This window comes from Comamonas denitrificans, from assembly GCF_017368815.1.
GTDB classification, from domain to species: Bacteria; Pseudomonadota; Gammaproteobacteria; order Burkholderiales; family Burkholderiaceae_C; genus Comamonas; species Comamonas denitrificans.
The window spans coordinates 26,027-50,479 of record NZ_JAFNME010000018.1; the positions used below are offsets into that span (position 1 = coordinate 26,027).

The 24,453-nt window shown below is 61.4% G+C and carries 20 protein-coding genes; 10 read left to right on the forward strand and 10 right to left on the reverse strand.

Annotated elements, in window-relative coordinates:
* Positions 1-37: 37 nt before the first annotated feature.
* Positions 38-2,203, reverse strand: coding sequence for a putative bifunctional diguanylate cyclase/phosphodiesterase (locus J1777_RS09235; protein WP_207575441.1), 2,166 nt, complete (start codon positions 2,201-2,203; stop codon positions 38-40).
* The gene (locus tag J1777_RS09240) at positions 2,200-2,910 is read right to left on the reverse strand and encodes a histidine phosphatase family protein (RefSeq protein WP_207575442.1); all 711 of its coding nucleotides are present in this window, start codon (positions 2,908-2,910) and stop codon (positions 2,200-2,202) included. The genes J1777_RS09235 and J1777_RS09240 overlap by 4 nt, the downstream gene beginning before the upstream one ends.
* A gap of 216 nt (positions 2,911-3,126) precedes the next feature.
* Between J1777_RS09240 and J1777_RS09245 the strand changes: the two genes are divergently transcribed.
* The 6 genes from J1777_RS09245 to J1777_RS09270 all read left to right on the forward strand — a co-directional run bounded on the left by J1777_RS09245 (position 3,127) and on the right by J1777_RS09270 (position 11,826).
* Complete coding sequence (locus tag J1777_RS09245; protein WP_207575443.1) at positions 3,127-4,056, forward strand: hypothetical protein; 930 nt, start codon at positions 3,127-3,129, stop codon at positions 4,054-4,056.
* A gap of 126 nt (positions 4,057-4,182) precedes the next feature.
* Positions 4,183-5,619 carry a pyruvate kinase gene (pyk, locus tag J1777_RS09250; RefSeq protein WP_207575473.1) on the forward strand — a complete coding sequence of 479 codons (1,437 nt, stop codon included), beginning with the start codon at positions 4,183-4,185 and terminating at the stop codon, positions 5,617-5,619.
* Positions 5,620-5,735: 116 nt separating this feature from the next.
* Positions 5,736-6,800 carry a class II fructose-bisphosphate aldolase gene (gene fba, locus J1777_RS09255; RefSeq protein WP_207575444.1) on the forward strand — a complete coding sequence of 355 codons (1,065 nt, stop codon included), beginning with the start codon at positions 5,736-5,738 and terminating at the stop codon, positions 6,798-6,800.
* Between the two features lie 241 nt (positions 6,801-7,041).
* Entirely contained in the window at positions 7,042-8,616 is a 1,575-nt protein-coding gene (locus tag J1777_RS09260; protein WP_242700474.1) for a Re/Si-specific NAD(P)(+) transhydrogenase subunit alpha, read from the forward strand.
* A gap of 27 nt (positions 8,617-8,643) precedes the next feature.
* Complete coding sequence (pntB, locus tag J1777_RS09265) at positions 8,644-10,062, forward strand: Re/Si-specific NAD(P)(+) transhydrogenase subunit beta (RefSeq protein WP_207575446.1); 1,419 nt, start codon at positions 8,644-8,646, stop codon at positions 10,060-10,062.
* Positions 10,063-10,275: 213 nt separating this feature from the next.
* Positions 10,276-11,826, forward strand: coding sequence for a methyl-accepting chemotaxis protein (locus tag J1777_RS09270; RefSeq protein ID WP_207575447.1), 1,551 nt, complete (start codon positions 10,276-10,278; stop codon positions 11,824-11,826).
* Between the two features lie 165 nt (positions 11,827-11,991).
* On the opposite strand, the gene J1777_RS09275 is transcribed toward J1777_RS09270, so the two are convergent.
* From J1777_RS09275 to purB, 5 genes are all read right to left on the reverse strand, one after another.
* The gene (locus tag J1777_RS09275) at positions 11,992-12,543 is read right to left on the reverse strand and encodes a FlgO family outer membrane protein (protein ID WP_207575448.1); all 552 of its coding nucleotides are present in this window, start codon (positions 12,541-12,543) and stop codon (positions 11,992-11,994) included.
* The gene (locus tag J1777_RS09280) at positions 12,543-13,229 is read right to left on the reverse strand and encodes a hypothetical protein (protein ID WP_207575449.1); all 687 of its coding nucleotides are present in this window, start codon (positions 13,227-13,229) and stop codon (positions 12,543-12,545) included. Before J1777_RS09280 ends, J1777_RS09275 begins: the two co-directional genes overlap by 1 nt.
* Positions 13,230-13,666: 437 nt before the next feature.
* On the reverse strand, positions 13,667-14,860 hold the full coding sequence (locus tag J1777_RS09285; RefSeq protein WP_207575450.1) for a phosphoglycerate kinase: 1,194 nt from the start codon (positions 14,858-14,860) through the stop codon (positions 13,667-13,669).
* Between the two features lie 74 nt (positions 14,861-14,934).
* Complete coding sequence (locus J1777_RS09290) at positions 14,935-15,495, reverse strand: YaeQ family protein (protein ID WP_207575451.1); 561 nt, start codon at positions 15,493-15,495, stop codon at positions 14,935-14,937.
* 116 nt (positions 15,496-15,611) lie between these two features.
* Positions 15,612-16,988 (reverse strand): adenylosuccinate lyase, encoded by a 1,377-nt coding sequence (gene purB, locus J1777_RS09295; RefSeq protein WP_207575452.1) that lies wholly within the window; start codon positions 16,986-16,988, stop codon positions 15,612-15,614.
* A gap of 350 nt (positions 16,989-17,338) precedes the next feature.
* Between purB and trxA the strand changes: the two genes are divergently transcribed.
* On the forward strand, positions 17,339-18,295 hold the full coding sequence (gene trxA / locus J1777_RS09300; RefSeq protein WP_207575453.1) for a thioredoxin: 957 nt from the start codon (positions 17,339-17,341) through the stop codon (positions 18,293-18,295).
* A gap of 79 nt (positions 18,296-18,374) precedes the next feature.
* Here the strand turns inward: trxA and J1777_RS09305 are convergent, their stop codons facing one another.
* The 3 genes from J1777_RS09305 to J1777_RS09315 all read right to left on the reverse strand — a co-directional run bounded on the left by J1777_RS09305 (position 18,375) and on the right by J1777_RS09315 (position 20,787).
* Positions 18,375-18,878: an NUDIX hydrolase gene (locus tag J1777_RS09305; protein WP_207575454.1), complete on the reverse strand. Its 504-nt coding sequence runs from the start codon at positions 18,876-18,878 to the stop codon at positions 18,375-18,377.
* Between the two features lie 108 nt (positions 18,879-18,986).
* Positions 18,987-20,150, reverse strand: coding sequence for a GGDEF domain-containing protein (locus J1777_RS09310; RefSeq protein ID WP_207575455.1), 1,164 nt, complete (start codon positions 20,148-20,150; stop codon positions 18,987-18,989).
* 118 nt (positions 20,151-20,268) lie between these two features.
* On the reverse strand, positions 20,269-20,787 hold the full coding sequence (locus J1777_RS09315; protein WP_207575456.1) for a GNAT family N-acetyltransferase: 519 nt from the start codon (positions 20,785-20,787) through the stop codon (positions 20,269-20,271).
* A 200-nt stretch (positions 20,788-20,987) separates the two neighbouring features.
* Here J1777_RS09315 and J1777_RS09320 point away from each other — a divergent pair, with 200 nt between their 5' ends.
* From J1777_RS09320 to J1777_RS09330, 3 genes are all read left to right on the forward strand, one after another.
* Positions 20,988-21,230, forward strand: coding sequence for a DUF2061 domain-containing protein (locus J1777_RS09320; protein WP_423220540.1), 243 nt, complete (start codon positions 20,988-20,990; stop codon positions 21,228-21,230).
* 395 nt (positions 21,231-21,625) lie between these two features.
* Positions 21,626-23,938 carry an NADP-dependent malic enzyme gene (locus J1777_RS09325; RefSeq protein WP_207575458.1) on the forward strand — a complete coding sequence of 771 codons (2,313 nt, stop codon included), beginning with the start codon at positions 21,626-21,628 and terminating at the stop codon, positions 23,936-23,938.
* A gap of 181 nt (positions 23,939-24,119) precedes the next feature.
* Positions 24,120-24,440, forward strand: a complete 321-nt coding sequence (locus J1777_RS09330) for a guanyl-specific ribonuclease (RefSeq protein WP_341352954.1) — start codon at positions 24,120-24,122, stop codon at positions 24,438-24,440.
* The last annotated feature ends 13 nt before the right edge of the window (positions 24,441-24,453 follow it).

The window sequence follows — 24,453 nt, forward strand, 5'->3', positions numbered from 1 at the left end:
TTATGATTTTTTAATAAAAAACGACGTATAAAAAGCGCTAAATGCTATAGTTTATTTTAGTATCGTGATGGCTGTGCCACGCTTGCAGCAGGCGCTCGGCTTGGTCAATCGGTTGGGGTTTGGCAAACAGATAGCCCTGAAACAGGTCGCAGCCGTGGGTGCTTAAAAAGGCGTGCTGCGCTGGGGTCTCAACCCCTTCGGCAATCACCTCCAGCCCCAGCGAGCGCCCCATGGCGATGATGGTTTGCACAATGGCCGCATCGTTGCTGTCGTTGGTAATGTCGCGCACAAAGCCTTGCTCGATTTTGAGCTGGTCCAGCGGCAGGCGCTTGAGGTATTGCAGCGAGGAGTAGCCGGTGCCAAAGTCGTCCATGGAAAAACGCACGCCCAGGGCGCGCAGCTGGGCCATTTTTTCGATGGTGTTTTCCACCTCCTCCAGTACCACGCTTTCGGTCAGCTCCAGCTTCAGGCGCTGCGCGGGCGCACCGCTGGTGGCGATGGCCTGGCAGACCTGCTGCACAAAGTCAGGCTGGCGAAACTGCTTGGCGCTGACATTGACGGCGATGCTCAACGCGGCCAAATGGGGCTGCTGCGCCCAGGCGTGCAGTTGTTGGCAAGCGCCCTGCAGCACCCACAGGCCGATGGGCAAGATCAGGTCGCTGGCCTCGGCCAGGGGGATGAATTCGCCGGGCGAGACCATGCCACGCTGCGGGTGCTGCCAGCGCAGCAGCACTTCGGCCCCGCAGGCGCGGCCTTGGCCATCGACTTGCAGTTGGTAGAACAAGCGCAACTGCTCGCCGGCAATGGCTTGGCGCAAGTCGTTTTCCAGGTGCAGGCGGGCCTCGATGCGGGCTTGGGTGTCGGGGTCAAAAAAGCGCACCAGGCCGCGCCCGGCGGTCTTGGCCTGGTACATGGCCGCTTCGGCGTGCTGCAGCGGCAGGTCAAGATTGCCCAAGGGGGCCTGGAACAGGGTGATGCCGATGCTGGCGCTGATGTAGTGGGTGGTGTGCTGCAGTGGCAGCGGCTCGGCCAGGGCGCTTTGCATGGCCTCGGCCATGCGCTCGGCCTGCGCCGCGGTGTCGGTGGCAGCGTGGCCCAGGCCGGTGAGCAGTACCGCAAAGCTGTTGCCGCCAGTGCGTGCCAGCACTTCACAGCCCTGGGTGGTGGTGCGCAGGCGCTGGGCCACGGCTTGCAAAACCTGGTCGCCCACCTGGTGGCCGCAGGAGTCGTTGATGTGCTGAAAGCCGTCCAAATCCAGCGCCAGCAGTGCCAGCGGGGCGTGGCGGGTCAGCGCCTGCTGCAGGCGTTCGCGCAGCAGGCGGCGGTTGGGCAATTGCGTCAGGGGGTCGTAAAACAGCAGCTCCAGCGCTTGCTCTTCGGCCTGGTGCTGGCGTTGCAAGGCACGGCGAAAGGCCAGCACCGCACCGGCCAGTTGCTGCACCGGGCCATGGCTTTGTTGGTGCAGTTTTTGGATGTGCAGCAAGTTGGGCTGGCTGTGGGGCGCATCCACCATTTGCACCAGCGCATCGGCAATGCTTTGCATGCGCAGGCTGGTGCGCCGGGCCAGCCAGTAGCTGGCAGCCAGGGCCAGCACCAGCCCACCCAGGCCAATGGCCCCCATGCGTTGCGCCAGTTGCTGGTGGGTTTGGCTTTGCTGCGCATTGCGCTGCAGGGCGCGGTCCGTCAGGCGCTGCTCAATGCGGGCGGCGAAGAGGGCAAAGTCGTTGTAGTGGCGCTGTGCTTGCGCCCAAAAACGGCTGGCCACGCGCGGATCGACTGCCAGGACATCGGTGCTCATGATGACAAAGCGGCGGTAGTTTTCAAACTCGCGCAGCAAACCGGCCGCGCTGCCGTGGTTGGCCTCTTGCACCAGTGTGGATTGGGCCAGCTGGGCCACTTGCTGGCCCAGGGTATGCAGGTCGTTGGCAATGCCGCTGTGGATGCGGTAGAGCTGCAATTCGTCCAGGCTGGCATCTTGGGCCCCGCTGAAGGCTTGCTCCATGCGCTGCTGGATTTGCCCCAGGTCGGCGGCAAATTGGCTGGCGTTGTGCAGCACCTGCAGGTCAGCGTATTGCGCCTGTTGGGTGAGCTCAAATTGCTGGTTGAGCTGGCTTTGCGTGGTGTAAATCAGCACCAATGCGACCAAGGCCACCAGGAAAAAAGGCAACAGCAACAGGCGCAGCAGGTGGTGGGTGGTTTTCATAATGGGGCCAGCTGGCGCAGCAGCGCGGGCCAGTGGTGCGGCTCAATGCTGGCCAGGTATTCAAAACCCACCGGGTGTTGCGTGCCCAGGGGCCGAAACAGGAGCACGCCGCCCTCGGGCGGGAGGTGGTCCATGAGTTCGGCAATGTTGGGGCCATGCGCGATGACCACGCGGTTGTGCCCGGCGCTGGCCACCGGCAACGAAATCCAGTGGCGCGTGCGCTGCACGGCGGGCTGCTTTTCAGCGTCCGGCATGGCGGCGGTGTAGCGCAGCGCCGGGTCGATGGTGCCGGTGCGGTTGAACACCAGCTGGGCGCTTTCTTGCACCCGGCAAAACGGGCTGATGATGAGCTCGGCGTACGGCAGTTGCAGCTTGGCAAAGTCGCGGCCAATGGTTTTGAGTAGCGCCCGCCCGGCCTCGGACAGGGGGCGCTGGCTGTCGCAGTTGTCCAGTTGCAGCGGCAATTGGTCGGGGCGGTGCGCATCGCTGGGGCCGTGGCGCATATACACCACCAAGCCGCCTTGGCGCAGTTGCTGCACATGCGCAGCGGTGGCGGCAATCACTTGGAATGTGGAGCGCTTGGGCAGCGGTGCCAGGGCCGCAGGTTCAGAGGCTGAAGCGGCAGCGGTGGCTGCGGTGGGGCCGGCAGCCTGGGCACTGGCGCAGAGCGTTACGCTGAAGAGGAGAAGGTAAAAGCTGCGCAGCATGTAAGGGGATGAAAAGTCTGGTAATTGCGCCGAAGTTTACGGTAATTGCCCCAAAAATAGGAATAAAAGTGGCCTGACGATGGCCCCCTTCGCACACCCCCTTCGCACCTTCCCTGCGTACATACCCCTGCTGCCAACGCCAGTGCCGCCGGGGCCAGTGAGCACACGCGGCGCAGACTTTGCATCATGGGCGCACCGATGGTTGAGGAGTTGCCCATGCCTTGCCCCACTGTGTTGCCTGCTACCGATTTTTCTGAGCTGCTGGGGCGGCGCGTGCCCGTGGTGGCTGCGCCGTTAGGGGATGCCACGGTGGTACACGGGGTGGGCTGGGCGGCCCATGGCGAGCCGGTGTGGCAAGCCTGCCTTGGTTTGCACTGGCACAGTGTGGAGGTCACACACCCAAAAAAACACCAACTGATTGCGCAGGCCCGTTCTGCTTGGCAGGCCCTGCAGGCGCAAGAAGCGGGCGCTGCTGCGGTGGTGGTGCCGGCGGACGAATTGCCAACCGCCTTGGCGGTGCTGGGCATTCCCGTGGTGGCCGATGGCCTTGCCGATGGGCGCAGCCTGGTGCAAGCGCTTGACCAGGGGGCGCATGGCGGCTGCTTGGCTGCGGATGCCCAGCCCTTGGCCCACGTGCTGGCAGAAGCCAATCGCCTGTGGCCGATGTTTGCTGCCTCCAGCGCCGAGCGGGCCTCCCCCGTCTGCTACGCGCCTGAATTGGAACGCGAGCGCAACGCGCCGCTGGTGGCACAGCTCAACGCCGTGCTGGCCCAGGAGCGCACCCTGGCCCGCGCAGCAGTGCATATCCCGCAACTGGGCGCAGACCACCTGCGCACCACCCTGGCCGCCTGCGCCGCTTTGCGCCAAAGCGTGCGTGCTTTGGAGGCCGTGGCCTGCACCCGCAGTTTGGACTGGTACACGGCGGTGCGGCACGCCCCGGCCAGTGACCGCCTGGCGCTGTGGCAAGCCCAATGGCAGCAGGTGCAAAACCAGTGGGAAAAAATAGCAAAAACCCTTATCCCACTGATGGATAACGCTAGCGTTTTAGAAAGTGTTTATGCCCAGCGCAGCCTTGCGCTACGCCCCCCGCCAGCAGACGCCGATGGAGGCATTGAGTGCCAGCACCGAGGCGCTGGCCGCGCCTGAAAGGGGCGCTGCCTGGGTGCTTGGCGCGCTTGGCGCATGGGCAAGCCCATGGGGGAGTCAGGCCGTGGGCTAGGATAGGCGGGCTACTTTTTTCCTAACCTTCGGAGCCTGCCTATGCCCCCCGCGATGTATATCCGTCGTGCTACCAAAATCGTTGCTACTCTCGGCCCTGTTTCAAGTGATTTAGAGGTTCTAACCCGCATGATCTCAACAGGGGTGAACGTGGTGCGCTTCAACTTTAGCCATGGCAGCGCCCAAGACCATCTTGCCCGGGCCGAGGTCGTGCGCGAAGCCTCGCGCCGCGCCGGGCGCGAGGTGGCCATCATGGCCGACCTGCAGGGGCCCAAAATCCGCGTGGGCAAGTTTGCCCAGGGCAAGGTGCAGTTGCAGGAAGGGGCCAGTTTTACCCTCGATGCGGCCCGCAGCACCCTGGGTGACCAAGGCGGCGTGGGGCTGGATTACAAAGAGCTGCCGCGCGATGTGCGCGCGGGCGATGTGCTGCTGCTCAACGATGGCTTGATCGTGCTGCGCGTGCAGCGGGTGCTGGGCGAGGCGGTACACACCGAAGTGGTGGTGGGCGGTGAGCTGTCCGACAACAAAGGCATCAACAAACAAGGCGGTGGCCTGACGGCCCCGGCGCTGACCGCCAAGGACATGAAAGACATCGAAACCGCCATACAACTGGGCGCAGACTATGTGGCGGTGAGCTTCCCAAAAAACGCCACCGATATGGAAATGGCCCGCCAGCTGTGTACCGTGGCCGCCGCCGGCACCGGCCACCGCCCCGGCCTGATTGCCAAAATGGAACGCGCCGAAGCCATCCCGCACCTGGAAGACATCTTGCGCGTGAGCGACGGCATCATGGTCGCCCGGGGCGATTTGGCGGTGGAAGTGGGCAACGCCGCCGTGCCTGCACTGCAGAAAAAAATGATCCGCATGGCGCGGCAGATGGACAAACTGGTTATCACTGCCACGCAGATGATGGAAAGCATGATCACCAACGCCCTGCCCACCCGCGCCGAGGTCAGCGACGTGGCCAATGCCGTGCTCGATGGCACCGATGCCGTCATGCTCAGCGCCGAAACGGCGGTGGGCAAATACCCGCTGGAAACCGTGCGCGAAATGGCCCACATCTGCGCCGCCGCCGAGGCCGCAGAAGACATTGGCGCAGACGGCCACTTTGCCCCACGGCACCTGACCCGCATCGACCAATCCATTGCCCTGGGGGCGCTGTTCACCGCCCACCACCTGGGGGCCAAAGCCATCGTGGCCATGACCGACAGCGGCTCGACCGCGCTGTGGATGAGCCGCCACCGCATCCACATTCCCATCTATGCCCTGACCCCCAAAATAGCCACCCAGCGCAAGATGGCGCTGTACCGCAACGTCAGCCCCCTGCTTATGGACACCAGCGCCGAGCGCGACCGGGCCCTGCAGCAGGCCGAAAACCACCTGCGCGAGCGCGGCATTGTGCAGCCCGGCGATGTGTATGCCATCACCTGCGGCGAACCCATGGGCCAGCCCGGCGGCACGAATATGCTGCAAATTTGCCGGGTGGCTTAACCCCGCCCAGGAATAGCCAAGCTGACCCTGTGCATGCAGCGGCCCGCTAAAATCGCCGGTTACGGCCAAGTTACCAGTTTCAGTTTTTTCTCTTCTTTTTTTGATCGGACACGACCATGCCTTTGATTTCCATGCGCGAAATGCTCGACCACGCCGCCGAAGCCGGCTACGGCATTCCCGCTTTCAACGTGAACAACCTCGAGCAGGTGCAAGCCGTCATGGCCGCGGCCGATGAAGTGGGTGCCCCCGTCATCCTGCAGGCCAGTGCCGGTGCCCGCAAATACGCCGGTGAATCCTTCATCAAGCACCTGATCTTGGCCGCCACCGAAGCCTATCCCCACATTCCGCTGGTGATGCACCAAGACCACGGCACCAGCCCCGCCATCTGCCAGGGCGCTTTGGAGCTGGGCTTTGGCTCGGTGATGATGGATGGCAGCTTGCTGGCCGATGGCAAAACCCCGTCCGACTTTGACTACAACGTGCGCGTCACCCAGGAAGTGGTGGCCATGGCCCACAAAATTGGTGCCACCGTGGAGGGCGAACTCGGTTGCCTGGGCAGCCTGGAAACCGGCGAAGCCGGGGAAGAAGACGGCGTGGGGGCCGTGGGCAAACTCGACCACAGCCAAATGCTGACCGACCCCGAAGAAGCCGCCCAGTTCGTGCAAGCCACCCAGCTCGATGCTCTGGCCATTGCCATCGGCACCAGCCATGGTGCGTACAAATTCACCCGCCCGCCCACAGGCGATGTGCTCTCGATCCAGCGCGTCAAAGAAATTCACGCCCGCCTGCCCAACACCCATTTGGTGATGCACGGCTCCAGCTCGGTGCCGCAAGACCTGTTGGCCATCATCAACCAGTTTGGCGGCAAGATGAAGCAGACCTACGGCGTGCCCGTCAAAGAGATTCAAGAAGCCATCAAACACGGCGTGCGCAAGGTAAACATCGACACCGACATCCGCATGGCCATGACCGGCGCGGTGCGCAAATTCCAGTTTGAAAACCCCGAGAAATTCGATATGCGCGAATGGATGAAACCCGCGCGCGAAGCGGCCAAGGCCATTTGCAAACAGCGTTACCTGGAATTTGGCTGCGAAGGCCAGGGCGGCAAAATCAAGGGCTACACCCTGGAGCAAATGGCCAAGAAATACGCGGCCGGTGAACTCAAACAAACCGTGAACTAAAGCGCGCGTTCGGCCCCTGAGCGGCCGTTAAACGGCCGCTAAAGCCAACGGCAAACCCCACTGCAAACCCGCTGTGCCCTGCACAGCGGGTTTTTTTTGGTGCGGCAGGCGTAGGCAAACGCGATGTCGTATTTCTACAAAAGAAACGACCGTGCGGAAAATAATCTGCAATTTTCAAGTAAGCTTTTTATTAAGAGAATGTAAATATTTATGCTTAAAACGCATAAAAAGGATGGCGAACATGAAAATTGGTATCCCCTGCGAAATCCTGCCGCTGGAAAAGCGGGTTGCCACCGTGCCGGAGGTGGTCAGCAAGCTGGTGCAACTGGGCTTTTCCGTGGCCGTGCAATCGGGTGCGGGTGTGGCCGCCCACTGCGACGATGCGGCCTACCAGGCCGTGGGGGCCGAGGTGCTGCCCGATGCGGCCACGCTGTGGGCAGCGTCGGACATCGTGCTCAAGGTGCGCCCGCCCACGGCGGACGAGGTGGCGCTGATGCGCCCCGGCACCTTGCTGATTGGTTTTATCTGGCCCGCGCAAAACCCGGCGCTGATGGAGGCGCTGCAGGCCAAGCAGGCCACCGTGCTGGCCATCGACTGCCTGCCGCGCACCCTGAGCCGGGCGCAGAAAATGGATGCGCTCACCTCCACCGCCGGGGTGTCCGGCTACCGCGCCGTGATCGAGGCGGCCAACGCCTTTGGCCGCTATTTCAATGGCCAGATCACCGCCGCAGGCAAAGTGCCCCCGGCCAAAGTGTTTATTGCGGGCGCTGGCGTGGCCGGTTTGGCCGCGATTGGCACGGCGGCCAACCTGGGCGCCATCGTGCGCGCCAACGACACCCGTGCCGAGGTGGCCGACCAGGTCAAATCCCTGGGCGGTGAGTTTGTCAAGGTCGATTACGAGGAAGACGGCGCAGGCGGTGGCGGCTACGCCAAGGTCATGAGCGAGGGTTTTCAGGCCGCGCAGCGCCAGATGTACGCGCAAGAGGCCAAAAACGCCGACATCATCATCACCACCGCGCTCATTCCGGGCAAACCCGCGCCCAAGCTGATCACCGCCGAGATGGTGCAAAGCATGAAGCCCGGCAGCGTCATTGTTGATATGGCTGCCGAGCAAGGCGGCAATTGCGAGCTCACGGTGCCCAACGAGGCCGTGGTGCGCCATGGCGTGACCATTCTTGGTTACACCGATCTGGCCTCGCGCCTGGCCAAGCAATCGTCCACGCTGTATGCCACCAACCTGCTGCGCCTGCTGGAAGAGCTGTGCAAGGCCAAGGATGGCGTGGCCGTGGTGAACATGGAAGATGACGCCATCCGGGGCCTGACCGTGGTCAAAGACGGGGCACTGACCTGGCCCGCGCCCCCGCTCAAAACCGCCCCGGCCCCGGCCCCCAAGGCGGCTGCGGCCCCGGTGGCCGAGAAAAAATCCGCCCACGGCCCAGGCCAACCCATGTCGGGCAAAACCTTGAGCATCGTGTTTGCCGTGTTGGCGGGGCTGTTTTGGGTCATTGGTGCCTATGCCCCGGCAGCCTTTTTGGGGCATTTCACGGTGTTTGTGCTGGCCTGCTTTATTGGCTACATGGTGGTGTGGAACGTTACCCCCGCCCTGCACACGCCGCTGATGAGTGTGACCAACGCCATCTCCAGCATCATCGCCATTGGGGCGCTGGTGCAAATTGCGCCGCCCGAAATGGGCACGGCAGGCCGCCCCGATGGCTTGATTGCCTGGCTGGCGTTTGCCGCCCTGGTGCTGACCGCCATCAACATGTTCGGCGGCTTTGCCGTCACGCGCCGCATGCTGGCCATGTTCCGTAAGTAAGAAGAGCAACAAGAAGGAAACATCGAAATGTCCCAAAGTCTTGCAACCGTGGCCTACCTGGGGGCGGCCATTCTTTTTATCCTGAGCCTGGGCGGCCTGTCCAACCCCGAAACCTCGCGCCGGGGCAACCTGCTGGGCATGGTTGGCATGGCGCTGGCGGTGCTGGCCACGGTGTTCGGCCCCCGGGTCGGCCCCTCGGGCCTGGCCTGGATTGTGGGGGCCTTGGCCATTGGCGGCGGCATTGGCCTGTACGCCGCCCGCGTGGTGAAGATGACGCAAATGCCCGAGCTGGTGGCGCTGATGCACAGCTTGGTTGGCCTGGCCGCCTGCCTGGTAGGCTTTGCCAGCTATGTGGATACAGCTATTCTTTTAGAAGGAGTGGAGAAAACCATCCACGAGGTGGAAATCTACATTGGCATCCTCATTGGGGCCATCACCTTCAGCGGCTCGTTGATTGCCTTTGGCAAGCTGAACGGCAAGATCGGCGGTAAACCGCTGCTGCTGCCCGCCCGCCATTGGCTCAATTTGGTGGCGCTGCTGGTGGTGATTTACTTTGGCCGCGAATTTCTCAACGCGCCCGATGTGCAGTCCGGCATGGTGCCGCTGATCGTTATGGCGGTGATTGCCCTGCTGTTTGGCATCCACATGGTCATGGCCATTGGCGGGGCGGATATGCCGGTGGTAGTCTCCATGCTCAACAGCTACTCCGGCTGGGCTGCGGCGGCCACGGGCTTCATGCTGTCCAACGACCTGCTCATCGTCACCGGGGCGCTGGTGGGCTCCAGCGGCGCCATCCTGTCGTACATCATGTGCAACGCCATGAACCGCAACTTCATCAGCGTGATTGCTGGGGGCTTTGGCGGCGGTGCGCCGACCAAAAAGAAAGCCGCCGCAGGCGAACCGGCCCAGCCGCAAGGCGAGGTGGTGCCCGTCAGCGCTGCCGATACCGCCGAACTGCTGCGCGAAGCCAAGCGCGTCATCATCGTCCCCGGCTACGGCATGGCCGTGGCGCAGGCACAGCACACCGTGAATGACATCGTCAAAACCCTGCGCGACAAAGGTGTGCAAGTGCGCTTTGCCATCCACCCCGTCGCCGGCCGCATGCCCGGCCACATGAACGTGCTGCTGGCCGAGGCCAAGGTGCCCTACGACATCGTGATGGAGATGGACGAGATCAACGACGACTTCCCGGACACCGACGTGGCCATCGTCATCGGTGCCAACGACATCGTGAACCCCGCCGCCCAGGACGACCCGGACAGCCCCATCGCCGGCATGCCCGTGCTGGAGGTGTGGAAGGCCAAGACCAGCATCGTCATGAAGCGCAGCATGGCCAGCGGCTACGCCGGCGTGGACAACCCGCTGTTCTACAAAGAGAACAACCGAATGCTGTTTGGCGATGCGAAAAAAATGCTCGATGAAGTGCTCGGGGCCTTGAGGGGGTAAAAAATCACTCCTAAATCAATAGCTGCTACCGCTTAATTAAAAATAATTTCAAGGCTTAAACCCCTAAATTTGTTGAAAATTAAGCGCTAGCAGCTTTGTTTTTAGATCTGGGTAGACTTCTGCTTTTTTGAAACTGTCCAAGCTTGGCAATAGCAAATCTCTGTTGCGCAGCCTTGGTGGCTTTTTTTGGGGCAAAAAGGGAGGCAGTTGGTGATGAAATTCACGACCCGTTTGGTGCTGTGCACCGTCATTCCGTCCAGCTTGTTTGTGCTGGCCTTGGGCCTGGCCTTGTGGAGCCTGGTGCGCACCCAGCACGACTTCAACCGCTATATCGGCGTTGAGCAGGCGGTGGTCACGGGCCTGTCCGAGATGTATGCCCAGGGCCTGCAAAGTGGCCAGGCGCTGCGCAACATCTTGCTCGACCCGGCCAACCGCACCGCGTACACCAACTTTGATGCCGCCCAGTCCGCCTTTGCCCAGGCGCACACCGCCACGCTGGCCAGCGCCCGTGGCACCGCCTTCGAAGCCGATGTGCAGGCCCTGCTGGCGCTGCGCAACCACCAGCTTGCCGCCCAGCAGCAAGTGCAGGCCCTGGCGCAAAGCGATGCGGCCCAGGCGGCCGCCTTGCTCAACACACAAGAAACCCCGGCCTGGCGGGCACTGCGCTCGGCCTTGCTGCAGCAGCTGGAGACCGCCCGCACGGCCGCCGCTGCCGCCAATGCCGCCACCCAGGCGCAGGCCAAGCGCATGCAACTGCTGGCCGCCGCCCTGGCCTTGGTGGCGGCAGTGGCCGCGCTGGCCCTGACCGGGGTCATGCTGCGCACCCTGCGCCGCGAATTGGGCGGCGACCTGGCCCAGGCGCGCAGCGCCTTGCGCCGCGTGGCCGAGGGCGATTTAACGCTGGGCGCAGCCGACCAGGGCGGCCCGGCCACGCTGGGGCTGATGGCCGACCTGGGGCGCATGCAGGCCAGCTTGCGCCAATTGGTGGCGCAGGTGCGCGATGCTGCGGTGGGCATTGGCCACGCCTCCGCCGAGATCGCGCAAGGCAACCATGATTTGTCGGCCCGCACCGAAAGCCAGGCCAGCGCCTTGCAGCAAACCGCCGCCTCCATGGAAGAGCTGACCGCCACCGTGCGGCAAAACGCCGACAACGCCCGCCAAGCCAACGCGCTGGCAGTGAACGCCTCCAGCGTGGCCGCGCAGGGCGGGGCGGTGGTCGAGCAGGTCGTGCAGACCATGCGCGGCATCAACGAGGGCTCGCACCGGATTGCCGACATCATTGGCGTGATCGACAGCATTGCCTTTCAAACCAACATCCTGGCGCTGAATGCGGCCGTCGAAGCGGCCCGCGCCGGCGAACAGGGGCGCGGCTTTGCCGTCGTGGCCTCCGAAGTGCGCGCCCTGGCCGGGCGCAGCGCCGAGGCCGCCAAAGAGATCAAGGATTTGATTTCCGCCAGCGTGACCCGCGTCGAACAGGGCAGCACCTTGGCCGATCAGGCCGGGGCCACCATGGACGAGGTGGTCAGCGCCATCCGCCAGGTAACGGCCATCGTGGGTGAAATCAGCGTCGCCAGCAGCGAGCAAAGCACCGGCGTGGCCCAGGTGGGCGAGGCCATCATGCAAATGGACCAGGTGACGCAGCAAAACACCGCCCTGGTCGAAGAAAGCGCCGCCGCCGCGACCAGCTTGCAGACCCAGGGCCAAGAGCTGCTGCACTCCGTGGCCGCGTTCCGCCTGGAAGACCACACCCGCTTGGCGCAGTAGAGGGCGTAAAAAAACCGCCTAATCCCACCTCGTAGGCCGAAACCATCGCAAGCTTGAATTTCTGATCGCGTTGCGTCATGAAAAACACCCCAAAGCTTGGAATGCATCCAAGCTTTGGGGTGAGTTCAGTACAGGTTTTTTAAATCGTGAATTATGTGCTGCTGATTATTTCAGCATGCGGCGCACATCCATGTCATTCGGAATCGCGTAATCGTGGCTGCGCATGATGCGACTGTCCGTGGTGCGTACCAGTTTCATGCTGATATAGGTGTATTGGCTGGCTTGAGAATATGTACCTACCAAAACCAACCCCGCAGCGTGTTGTGCGGCAATTTCACGAATTTCGCGTGACAGCAGCAACTCCCCGGTTCCTTCCCGCACATAAACATCGCCGCGCAGTTTCATTTCCGTGACGTTCAAGCCCTTGTTGGCCAGTTGAGATGCATACATCTCACCCAACGTCCTGCCTAAAGGGGCCGAGTTTTTCAAGTCGTTGATATTGACGACTGTGGCTACCAGAACCGGAGCCTTGCCCAGTGATCCTGGATCAAATCCGTTCATCAGGGTATCCACCGCTTCACGGCTGCTATTGATAAACGGGTTGCTGGACGCAGCGGTATATGTTGGACCCACGTAGGCTGGGCTTTGCACGGTTTGGGTTGCACAACCGGCGAGCGCAGCAGCCAGAAAAATTGTCAAAAATGCTTGTTTTTTCATTATCGATCCACCACGTTAAAGCGAGTAGCGGGCACCTGCTTCCAGAACAGCGGGGCATCGACATCTTCTAGGTAATACACATCGGTTTTGCGGGCGAGATATTGATCGCCGCGCTTGACTGAAGTGGTCAAAATTACCTCCGTGTGGGTGGGACCGCCAGCATTGACGCTGGCTGCAAAATCAGCAGCACCGGCCAAGCCCAACGTGCCCAGCAATTTGACATCTAAATGCTCCGTGCGCAAACCATATGCGGCCATTAAGCCGCCGGCCAGCATGGTGAACTGGCCGGGGATGAAGTAGGGACGATCGCTCTTATGAACTACCACCTGGGTGGTATAAGAAATTTGTAAATCAGCACCGCGGTTGTTGTCCAGCACGCTTACGCCGCTTTGCACTAACTTGGTCAGCAGCATTTCTCGGAAACCCTGATCAAATTCGCTGGCTTGCTTGGGCAGAGCAACATACACAGGGGTGTTGCGCTGAATTCCGATACCTTCAAGTGTCTGCAAACTCTGTACGACAACGTCACGCGACATGACATCCCAATGCCCTGCCGAACGGGCTTTTTGTTGGGTGGCGTAGTCAAAGTTGGTGGCCACTGGAATGGGTGCCGAACCGCAGGCAGTTAAGACGGTCGCGCTGCCGCCCACCAAGGCCATAAGACCAATGCTTTTCCATAAGCGCATAGATTTTCCTTGTACTAAATTGGGCTTCTGCCCTGAAGAATGCAGGGCATGGTTTGATGGCCCGCAAGAAGGTGCACAGCGCTAGGCTGGCGACGCATTAAGCTGGCTATTATTCTAGGAAAAGGATAGGCTTTCTAAGCATATTGCGGAGAAATGACGTTGCAAAACAACATTTCTTAGGCTCAGCTAAAAAAGTCGTCTGGCTATTGCAAGCGGCTTTTTTTAGGATGGCAAGGCAGTTTTTACCTCTGGGCACGTTTTTGCAAAATCGAAAATACTGGCAGTTTTTTGACCTTTAGCACGTCCAATCCAAAAAAATAGAATTTCTAAACATCCTGTTGCCAAATGACGTTGCAAAACAACATTTTTCTGGTTTAGATGCAAAAAGCCGCTTGGTTATTACAAGCGGCTTTTTTTGGGTGTATGCAAGGTGGTTGTTAGCCTGCAGCGCGTTTCTGCAAAACTTCAAACGCGGGCAGGGTTTTGCCTTCCAGCACTTCCAAGAAGGCACCGCCGCCGGTGGAGATGTAGCCCACCTTGTCTTCGATGCCGTATTTGGCAATGGCAGCCAAGGTGTCGCCACCACCGGCGATGCTGAAGGCTTTTGACTCGGCAATCGCCTGGGCGATGGCTTTTGTGCCACCGGCAAACTGGTCGAACTCGAACACGCCCACCGGGCCGTTCCAGACGATGGTGCCGGCCGCCTTGAGCTGCGCGGCCAGTTTGGCGGCGGTTTCGGGGCCAATATCCAAAATCAGGTCGTCGTCGGCCACTTCGGTGGCTTTTTTCACGGTGGCCACGGCATCGGCGGCAAAGGTTTTGGCGGTCACCACGTCGGTGGGAATCGGCACCTCGGCACCGCGCGCGGCCATGGCGGCGATGACGGCTTTGGCCTCGCCGACCAAATCGGGTTCTGCCAAAGATTTGCCGATGTTCAGGCCCGCCGCCAGCATGAAGGTGTTGGCAATGCCGCCACCCACAATCAGTTGATCGACGTTTTTGGCCAGACTTTGCAGGATGGTCAGTTTGGTCGATACCTTGGAACCGGCCACGATGGCTGCCAGCGGGCGTGCCGGGTTGGCCAGGGCGGTTTGAATGGCGTCGATCTCGGCCGACAGCAGCGGGCCGGCGCAGGCGATGGGGGCGAACTGGGCGATGCCGTAGGTCGTGCCCTCGGCGCGGTGGGCGGTGCCAAAGGCATCGTGCACAAAGATGTCGCACAGCGCGGCCAGCTTTTTCGCCAGCGCCTCGTTGTTCTTTTTCTCGCCCACGTTCACGCGGCAGTTTTCCAGCAGCACCACTTGGCCAGGTTGCACTTGCACACCATCCACCCAGTTGGCCACCAAGGGCACTTCACGGCCCAGCAGCTCGGACAGGCGCTTGGCTACGGGGGCCAGCGAGTCTTCGGCTTTGAACTCGCCTTCGGTGGGGCGGCCCAGGTGGCTGGTGACCATGACGGCAGCGCCTGCTTTCAGCGCCATTTCAATGGCGGGCACCGAGGCACGCACGCGCGTGTCTTCGGTGATCTGGCCGGCATCGTTCAGGGGCACGTTCAGGTCGGCACGGATAAATACACGCTTGCCTTGGGCTTGGCCCTGGGCGCAGAGGTCGGAAAAACGCAGGATGTGCATGGCAGCTCGATAGAGAAAGTGAAAAAATTTTTGCGCGGTATTGTAGAGCGTAGCCCCGCCCGGTTACGGGCAGGTTACTTCCACAGCACCGGTGCCACAACCGCCATGCCTTGCTCGCTGGACAGGGTCAGCTCGCCCTCTTGAATCGTCGCTTGCAGCTGCATGCTGCGCTGCGCCAAGGCGGCCAGTTCCTGCGCGGTGTCGGCCGGGATGCGCCAGACGGCCAGTTTTTTTTGGCGGGCCACTTTGCCCTCCATGCCCTTCCACCACACTTCGGCCGCCGGGCCAAAGGGGTAGAGCAGCACGTGGTCGGCTTTGCTGCAGGCTTTGCTCAGGGGTTTTTCCTCGGGCTGGCCCACTTCAATCCACAGGCGCTTGGCGCCGGTGAAGTCGGTGATGTGGACGTCCGGATCGTCCGGGTCAGACAGGCCCGTGCCAAAGGCCAGCGTGCCGTCGCCGTTGCACAGCGCCTGCAACTGCCAGGCGTTCAGCGCCAGCGCCACCAGCCGCACCATCATGCGTTCGTCGGTTTCGCTGGGGTGGCGCGCCAGGGTGAGGTTGTGGTCGGCGTAGTAGCCGTGGTCGATGTCGGCAATCGACAGGTTGGCTTTGAAGATGGTGGATTTCAGGGCCATAAGGCGTGGGGGTATATAAAAAATAAGAGCTGCTAGCGCAGGCTATACCTGGTTTAGCAGCTCTTTATGGATTGAAATGATTATTTAATCAGCGGTTGGAGCTATTAAATAGGGCTTCAAACGCGTTGGGCCAGCTCGGTGGCTTTGCCGATGTAGCTGGCCGGGGTCATGGCCAGCAGGCGCTGTTTGTCGGCTTCGGGGATGTCCAGGCTGCGGATGAGTTGGTGCAAATCCTCGGCCAGCACGCTCTTGCCACGGGTGACTTCTTTGAGCTTTTCGTAGGCCCCGGCCACACCGTAGCGGCGCATGACGGTTTGGATGGGTTCGGCCAGCACTTCCCAGGCGGCATCCAGGTCTTCGGCCAGGCGCTCTTCGTTGAGTTCGAGCTTGTTCAGCCCGGTCATGAGCGAGTTGTAGGCCAGCGTGGCGTAGCCCAGCGCCACGCCAATGTTGCGCAGCACGGTCGAATCGGTCAGGTCGCGCTGCCAGCGGCTGATGGGCAGTTTTTCGGCCAGGTGGCGCAGCACGGCGTTGGCCAGACCCAGGTTGCCCTCGGCGTTTTCAAAGTCGATGGGATTGACCTTGTGCGGCATGGTGGAAGAGCCAATTTCGCCGTCCTTCAACTTTTGCTTGAAGTAGCCCAGGCTGACGTAGCCCCAGATGTCGCGCGACAGGTCGATCAAGATGGTGTTGGCACGGGCCACAGCATCAAACACCTGGGCCATGTAGTCGTGCGGTTCGATCTGGATCGAATAGGGCTGGAAGGTCAGGCCCAGGCCGACGGGTTCGGCGCTTTCCACCACATGGCGGCTGAAGGCCTCCCAATCGTGCGTGGGGTAAGCGCTCAGGTGGGCGTTGTAGTTGCCCACAGCGCCGTTCATTTTGGCCAGGATTTGCACGGCCTCGATCTGCTCGATGGCTTGGCTCAGGCGCACAAACACGTTGGCAAACTCTTTGCCCACGGTGGTGGGGCTGGCCGTTTGGCCGTGGGTGCGGCTGAGCATGGGCACGGCGGCAAACTGGTGCGCCATGCTGCGCAGCTTGGTGGTGATGGCGTTCAGCCCGCTGACCACTACCTCGCGCCCAGCGCGCATTTGCAGGGCGTGGCTGGTGTTGTTGATGTCTTCGCTGGTGCAGGCAAAGTGGACAAATTCGGCGGCTTTTTCCAGCTCGGCATGGCCTTTGAATTGTTTTTTGATCCAGTACTCGACGGCTTTTACGTCGTGGTTGGTGACCTTTTCTTCATCCTTGATGGCCTGGGCATCGGCCTCGCTGAAGTTGGCCACCAGGCCCAGCAAAAAATCACGCGCCGCGCTGGACAGCGGCGCAAATTCGGGCAGCCCGGCATCGGACAGGGCGATGAACCACGTCACCTCCACCTGAACACGGCGGTGCATATAGCCGTATTCGCTCATGATGGGGCGCAGGGTGGCAAGTTTGGCGGCGTAGCGGCCGTCCAGCGGAGAAAGGGCGGTAAGGGCAGACAGGTTCATGGGCGGCGATTGTAAATGCCACCCCAGAAAAGCGAAGGCCCCAGCCTGCGCGAAACAAGCTGGGGCCAAGAATAAAAAAACGCTGCAGGGCAACCCGTGGGCAATTTAAGAGAGGGAGGGAGGAGAGACACCCCCAGGCTTGGCATTCAAGACGATGGCCGTGCCCCACAGCGAAAAAGTCCGCAAAACCAGAGGTCTTACCCAGCATAAGGTGGGGCATGAAGGCAGAAGTTCCAGCGCTTTACAAGTTTTTTACGTTTTTTATGAATGTTTGCCTCGGTGTCTGGCAAAACGGCGCAGTGCCTCGATATATCCGAGAGAATCCCGCCATCATCCCCAGGAGTAAAAAAATGATTGACATCACGCTAGAGACGTTTGAAACCGAGGTGATCGCCGCCTCGATGCACACCCCGGTGCTGGTCGATTTTTGGGCCACTTGGTGCGGCCCCTGCAAAACGCTGGTGCCCGTGCTGGAGAAGCTGGAGGCCGATTACGGCGGGCGCTTTATCTTGGCGAAAGTCGATGTCGATGCCAACCAGCAAATTGCCGCCATGTTTGGCGTGCGCAGCGTGCCCACCTGTGTGCTGATGGTCGGCGGCCAGCCCGTGGATGGCTTTATGGGCGCACAAACCGAGGGTCAGGTGCGCCAATTCTTGGACAAACACCTGCCCAGCGAAGACGCTTTGCACGCCGAAGCCGATGCGCAAGAGGCCCAGCAGCTCATGCAGGAGGGCGACACCGAGGCCGCCCTGCAAAAACTGGCCGAAGCCGTGGCCGCCGATCCCAGCAACGACGATGCCCGCTTTGACTACGTGCGCCTCTTGATCGCCAGCGGCGGCTTGGAAGAAGCCAGCGCACTGCTGCACGAGCCGCTCAAGCGCATCCCTCAGCCGCTGCGCTTTGCCGCCTTGCAAGAATGGCTGCAGTGTGTGGCCTTTGCCCAAACCGACCCCCGCGCCGACTGGCCGCTGGCGCAGTTTGATGCCGCCATTGAGCACAACAAGCGTGACTTTGACACCCGCTTTGCCAAGGCCCAGCTGCTGGCTGCGGCCGGGCAGTGGACCGACAGCATGGACGAGTTGCTGGAAATCATCCTGCGCGACAAAACCTGGAACGAGCAGGCCGCGCGCAAGCTGTTCATCGCCATTTTGGAATTGCTCACCCCGCCCAAGCCGAAAAAGCAAGATGCCGTGCCCGGAAAAACCGCCGGTGGCATCGAGCTGCCGGGCAAAAATGCCGCCCAGCAAGACACCGTGACTCAGCTTATCAATAGCTACCGCCGCAAGCTCAGTATGGCTTTGAACTAAAAAATACCTTAAAAATAATAAAGCGCCTGCGGTAGGCGCTTTATTGTTTGTAGCGTATCAGCACCAGGCCGCCCCCCCCTCAGAGCGGCACCGCCATGGCCGAAGGCGGGCTAAAAATGCTGGCATCGGCTTGGATCAGGTTCAGGTCAAAGCGCTGACCGGCCAGGTAGTCGCCAATGCTTTGCAGCACCACGGGGCTGCGGTGCAGGTGGGCGCTGGCTTGCAGCTCTTCGTAGGTGAGCCAGACGGTGCGCACAATGCCCTCGTCCAGCCGCTGCTGGGCATGGTGCTGGCCCAGGTCGCCGGTGAAGGCAAAGCGCAAATAGGTAATGTCTGCGCCGGTGCGGGTGCGCACAAAGCGGTTCATGTACACGCCAACCAGCGCGGTGGGGGTGAAGTCGTAAGCGGCCTCTTCCAGCACCTCGCGCACGCAGGCTTGCTGCGGGGTTTCGGCAGGGTCTAGGTGGCCGGCCGGGGTGTTCAGGCGCAGACCGTCGCGGGTGTGCTCTTCGACCAAGAGAAAGCGGTCGTGCCGCTGCACAATGGCCGCCACCGTGACATTGGGTTTCCAGCGATCAGGCATAACCGGGCATTATCGGCAGTCCAACCCCCAGGCCGCTGAAAAATGCAGAAATTGTTTGGCGTGCCGCCCTTGCATCTGGTGTGGCCAGGGCAAGACGGTGGGGCGCGGCTAAGCCAGCGCGACCCGGTTGCGTCCATCGTCTTTGGCGCGGTACAGCGCTTGGTCGGCCGCTTGCAGCAGGGCCTCACTGGTGCGGCTGGGGTCGGCCGGCGTGTCGGCGCTGGCGGCCACGCCAATGCTGACCGTAAATGGGATGCGCTGGCCTTGCCATTCGCAGGGCGCGGCTTGCACGGCTTGGCGCAGTTGCTCGGCCAGTTGCGCCGCGCCGTGCAGGTCGGTGTCGGGCAGCAGCAGCATGAATTCTTCACCGCCGTAGCGGCCCAGCACATCGGACGCACGCAGGCGCTGGCGCAGCACGCCGACGATGTGGCGCAGCACGTGGTCGCCGGCCAAATGGCCGTAGTGGTCATTGACGCGCTTGAAGTGGTCGATGTCCACCATCAGCAGCGCCAGGGGCGTGTGTTGGCGGCTGGCGCGGGCCAGCTCGGTCTCCAGCGCTTGCATCAGGGCGCGGCGGTTGGCGGCACCGGTCAGCGGGTCTTGGCTGGCCAGGCGCAGGTTGGCCTGATCGGCACGCTCTTTGGCCATAAACACAAAGCCAAATGAGCTGACCAAGGTGGCCAAGAACGAGACCATGAAGGTCAGCGTTTGCACCAAATTGCTTTGCAAGATGCTGGCAATGTTGAGGGAGAAAAACAGCGCCGCACCGGCCCGCAGCAGCATGGTCAGCACAATCAGGCCCAGTCCACAGACCAGCAGCAACGCCCCCCGGCTGCGCTGCTGCTCTGCACCCAACGCGCGCTGGCGCAGTACCCACAGCACCAGCGCCGCCTGCAGGCCCAGGATCAGCCCCATGATGACCACGCGGCTGGCAAACTGGTGCTGTAACAGCCACATGAGTAGCGCGATGGCGGCAAGCAGTGCCAGCGTGCGGGCCCAATGCAGTGCCAAGCCATGAAAGCGGCGCACCGCCAGCCAAAAACTGGCCAAGGCCGAGGACAGCAGCGCGTTGCCCAGCACAATGGCCAGAAGGTACGGAATACGCCCATACAACAGCAGCAGTGCATGCGCCAAGGCGCTTAGCAGCAGGCCGCCGGCCCAATACTGCAAACCGTCATTGCGCTGGTTGCCGTTGAGTACCAGCAAGGCCCCAGAAGTTACCAGCGAGGTCACAATGATCATCAACAACAGGGTGGGGACATCGGCGGTCATAGGGGGCGCTGGGGGCAACAGAAAAAGTCGCAAAAAGCAAGGATAGCATTGATGCAGATCAGGCTTTTTGCTGTGCTATGCGCCAGCGCGCATGGCGCACCTGCGCTCACAACACACGCTACAAGCGCCGCACCATGTAGTGCGCCCCTGTGCCGTAGCTGGCCAGGTGCTGGCGCTGCGTTGGATCGGAGATTTTGTGTTCCGCAAAGCCATAGCGCTGCCAAAACCGGGCCGAACCTTGCACGGCAACCAGGCCCATAGAAGTCATGTGCTTGGAGCGTGCTAATTCAATCAGGTGCACCACCAAGGCGTGGGCCACTTTTTGCCCTGCCAGCGCGGGCAGCACTGAAATATCGTGCAAATACAAGGACGATGGGCCTGCAATCGGCAGCTCAAAATCACCATTCAACGGCGTAATGTGGCCCGGTGCCGACCAATACGCTGCCGCATAGGCCAGCAGGCTGGCATCGGTGGTGCGCTGCACACCCAGCGAACATTGGTGCCGCGCGGCCAGTCGCCGCGCAAAGACCGCCTTGTCCTCTTGAAATGGGGCACCATAGGTTTGCGCTTGAATGCGCATCACATCGTCCACATCGGCGGGGGTCAAGGGCCGAAGTGTCCAGGGTACGGTAGGCAAAAGCAGGTCAGCAGGCATGCGAAAGTGGGGAGCGAAGCAAAAGAAACAGGCACTGGGCAAGCGTAATCGAATTTGCAGATTTTGGAGATAGGGAAAAAAGATCCATCAGTCAATAAGAATCATTATTATTTGAGCACCTTGAGGAGATCGCCATGAACACCGCCACTGCCACCACTGCCACCACTGCCACCGCCCCCATCGTGACAGGTATCAGCGCCTTGCTGCGCCGCCACCGGCACACCCTGCTGAAAACCTTGAGCTATTACTGCCTGCACATCACCGTGGCCATTGCGGTGGCCTATGTGGTCACCGGCAATTGGTGGGTGGCCATGACCTTGAGTTTGCTGGAGCCAACGGTGCAGATGCTGTTCTTTTTTCTCCACGAAAAATTATGGGATCGAAAAAATAAAGAGCATGTTGCGCAAGCCACACCATTGAATTAGTGCATTAATAGATATTTTTATTGTATTTACTGCGCTAATAGCTCTTTTTTTGTTTAGAACGTGTTCACGATCTGCGCGCGAAGGGGTGCGGGATGCGGATCGGGATGGGCTGCAAGGCGCAAACCACAGACATAGCGGTAGCTATGGCGAGGATTTGCAACGCCGCAGACCGCCCGAGGCCGCGACTGCACACCCGCGAGGAGATTGTGAACACGTTCTTAGAACCTGCTGGTTCTACCGGGCGTTTTTCAGTAATTTTTCTCAAGGGCAAGCCTCCTACCCAAGGGCATTTCTTTGGGCAGCAGCCTACAATGCCAAGCTGTTTTTGTTTCATTGACTTGCCTGCGCCTTGGACTGTGCTCAATGGTCCCAGGCGCAGACACCGCCCGCCTGCCATGCCCCAAAACACCACCTCCCCCGCCCTGGTTGATAAAAAAGCACTGTTGCGCCAGTCCGCACTGGAGTACCACCAGTTTCCCAAGCCCGGCAAATTGGCCATTGCGGCCACCAAACCCATGGCCAACCAGCACGATTTGGCGCTGGCGTATTCCCCCGGTGTGGCTGCGCCGTGCGAAGAAATCGTGAAAGACCCCGCCGCCGCCTTCAATTACACCAGTCGGGGCAATCTGGTGGGCGTGATCTCCAACGGCACCGCCGTGCTGGGCCTGGGCGACATTGGTGCGCTGGCCTCCAAGCCGGTGATGGAGGGCAAGGCCGTGCTGTTCAAAAAGTTCGCCGGGGTTGATGTGTTTGACATCGAAATCAACGAAAAAGACCCCCAAAAACTGGTGGAAGTGATTGCCGCGCTGGAGCCCACCTTTGGCGCCATCAACCTCGAAGACATCAAAGCGCCCGACTGCTTTTACGTCGAGCGCGAGCTGCGCAAGCGCCTGAACATCCCCGTGTTCCACGACGACCAGCACGGTACCGCCATCACCGTGGCGGCGGCCATGGTCAATGCCTTGAGCGTGGCGGGCAAAAAAATTGAGGAGGTCAAACTGGTGGCCTCTGGTGCCGGTGCGGCGGCCTTGGCCTGCTTGAATTTGCTGCTGGTGCTGGGCCTGAAGCGCGAAAACGTCTTTGTCACCGACCTGGCCGGTGTGGTCTATGAGGGCCGCGCCGAGTTGATGGACGAGGACAAAGCCCTGTTTGCCCAAAAAACCGAGCTGCGCACCCTGGCCCAGGTGATTGAGGGGGCCGATGCCTTCCTGGGCCTGTCGGCGGGCAATGTGCTGAAAAAAGAGATGGTGGCCACCATGGCCGCCAAGCCCATCATCTTTGCCCTGGCCAACCCCACGCCCGAAATCCTGCCCGAGGATGTCAAAGCCGTGCGCAGCGATGCCATCATCGCCACGGGCCGCACCGACTACCCCAACCAGGTGAATAACGTCCTGTGCTTCCCCTACATCTTCCGGGGCGCGCTGGACTGCGGTGCCACCACCATCACCAAAGAGATGGAAGTGGCCGCCGTTCACGCCATTGCCGATTTGGCCAAGGCCGAGCAAAGCGAAGAAGTGGCCGCCGCCTACATTGGCCACACCCTGAGCTTTGGCCCCGAATACCTGATTCCCAAACCGTTTGATCCGCGCCTGATGCTCATCGTGGCACCGGCCGTGGCGCAAGCGGCGGCCGAATGCGGCGTGGCCCAGCGCCCGATTGCCGACATGGCCGCCTACCGCGAGCAGCTCAAAACCTTTGTCTATGCCTCGGGCACGATGATGAAACCCATCGTCATGGCCGCGAAAAAGGCGACCAAAAAACGTGTCGCCTTCGCCGAAGGCGAAGAAGAGCGCGTGCTGCGCGCCGCCCAGGTGGTGATTGACGAGCGCATCGCCCGCCCCACCCTGATTGGCCGGCCCAGCGTGATTGCCAAGCGCATCGAAAAATTCGGCCTGCGCCTGCAAGAAGGGCGCGATTACGACGTGGTCAATGTCGAGCACGACGCGCGCTACCACGACTTTTGGCAGACCTACCACCAGATGACCGAGCGCAAGGGCATGACCGCCCCCATGGCCAAGATCGAAATGCGCCGCCGCCTGACGCTGATCGGCTCCATGCTGCTGCACAAGGGCGAAGTCGATGGCCTGATCTGCGGCACCTGGGGCACCACCCAGCTGCACCTGCAGTACATCGACCAGGTCATTGGCCGCAGCCCCACAGCGCACACCTACGCCTGCATGAACTGCCTGCTGCTGCCCGAGCGCCAGGTGTTCATCGTCGATACCCACGTCAATTACGACCCCAGCGCCGAGCTGCTGGCCGAGATCACCATCATGGCCGCCGAAGAGGTGCGCCGCTTTGGCATCAAGCCCAAGGTGGCCCTGCTCTCGCACAGCAACTTTGGCTCCAGCACCCAGCCCAGCGCCGTCAAAATGAGCCAAACCCTGGCGCTGCTGCGCAGCAAAGCCCCGTGGCTGGAAGTCGATGGCGAGATGCACGGCGATGTCGCCCTGGATGGCGATGCCCGCCGCGCCCTCATGCCGCGCAGCACCTTGGAGGGCGATGCCAACCTGCTGGTCATGCCCAACATCGACGCGGCCAACATCAGCTACAACCTGCTCAAGCAAGCCGCTGGCGGCGGCATCGCCATCGGCCCGGTGCTGCTGGGGGCCAACCGCCCGGTACACATCCTCACCCCCAGCGCCACCGTGCGCCGCATCGTGAACATGACCGCGCTGACCGTGGCCGATGCCAACGTGGGGCGCTAATCCGCGCTAAACCTTGCTGGCACAACCTGGGCGCGAGTTTGTTTTTAAGAGCTGCTCGCGCACACTTCACCTTACTTTTAAGCCTTTATCTGTGAAATCTCTTATTTCACTTGCGCAGCGTACTGCAAACCTTGTAGCACCCCGCCGCTGGCGGCTGGTGGCGGCCGCGCTGGCAGCCAGCGTGTTGCACACCGCCTGCGCCGACCAAACGGCCAGTCAAGTCAGCCTGGCCCAGCTGCCCGTGCAGGCCCGCACCACCTATGAGCGCATCCACAACGGTGGCCCCTTTCCCTACGACAAAGACGGCAGCATCTTTGGCAACCGCGAGCGCCTGTTGCCGGCCGAAAAACGCGGCTACTACCGCGAATACACCGTCAAAACCCCGCGCGAACGCAGCCGGGGGGCGCGGCGCATCGTCTGCGGCGGCTGGCAAGCCACCCGGCCCGATGCCTGCTACTACACCGCCGACCACTACGCCAGTTTTGCCCGCATCACCCCTTAAGCCCACCCCTGCC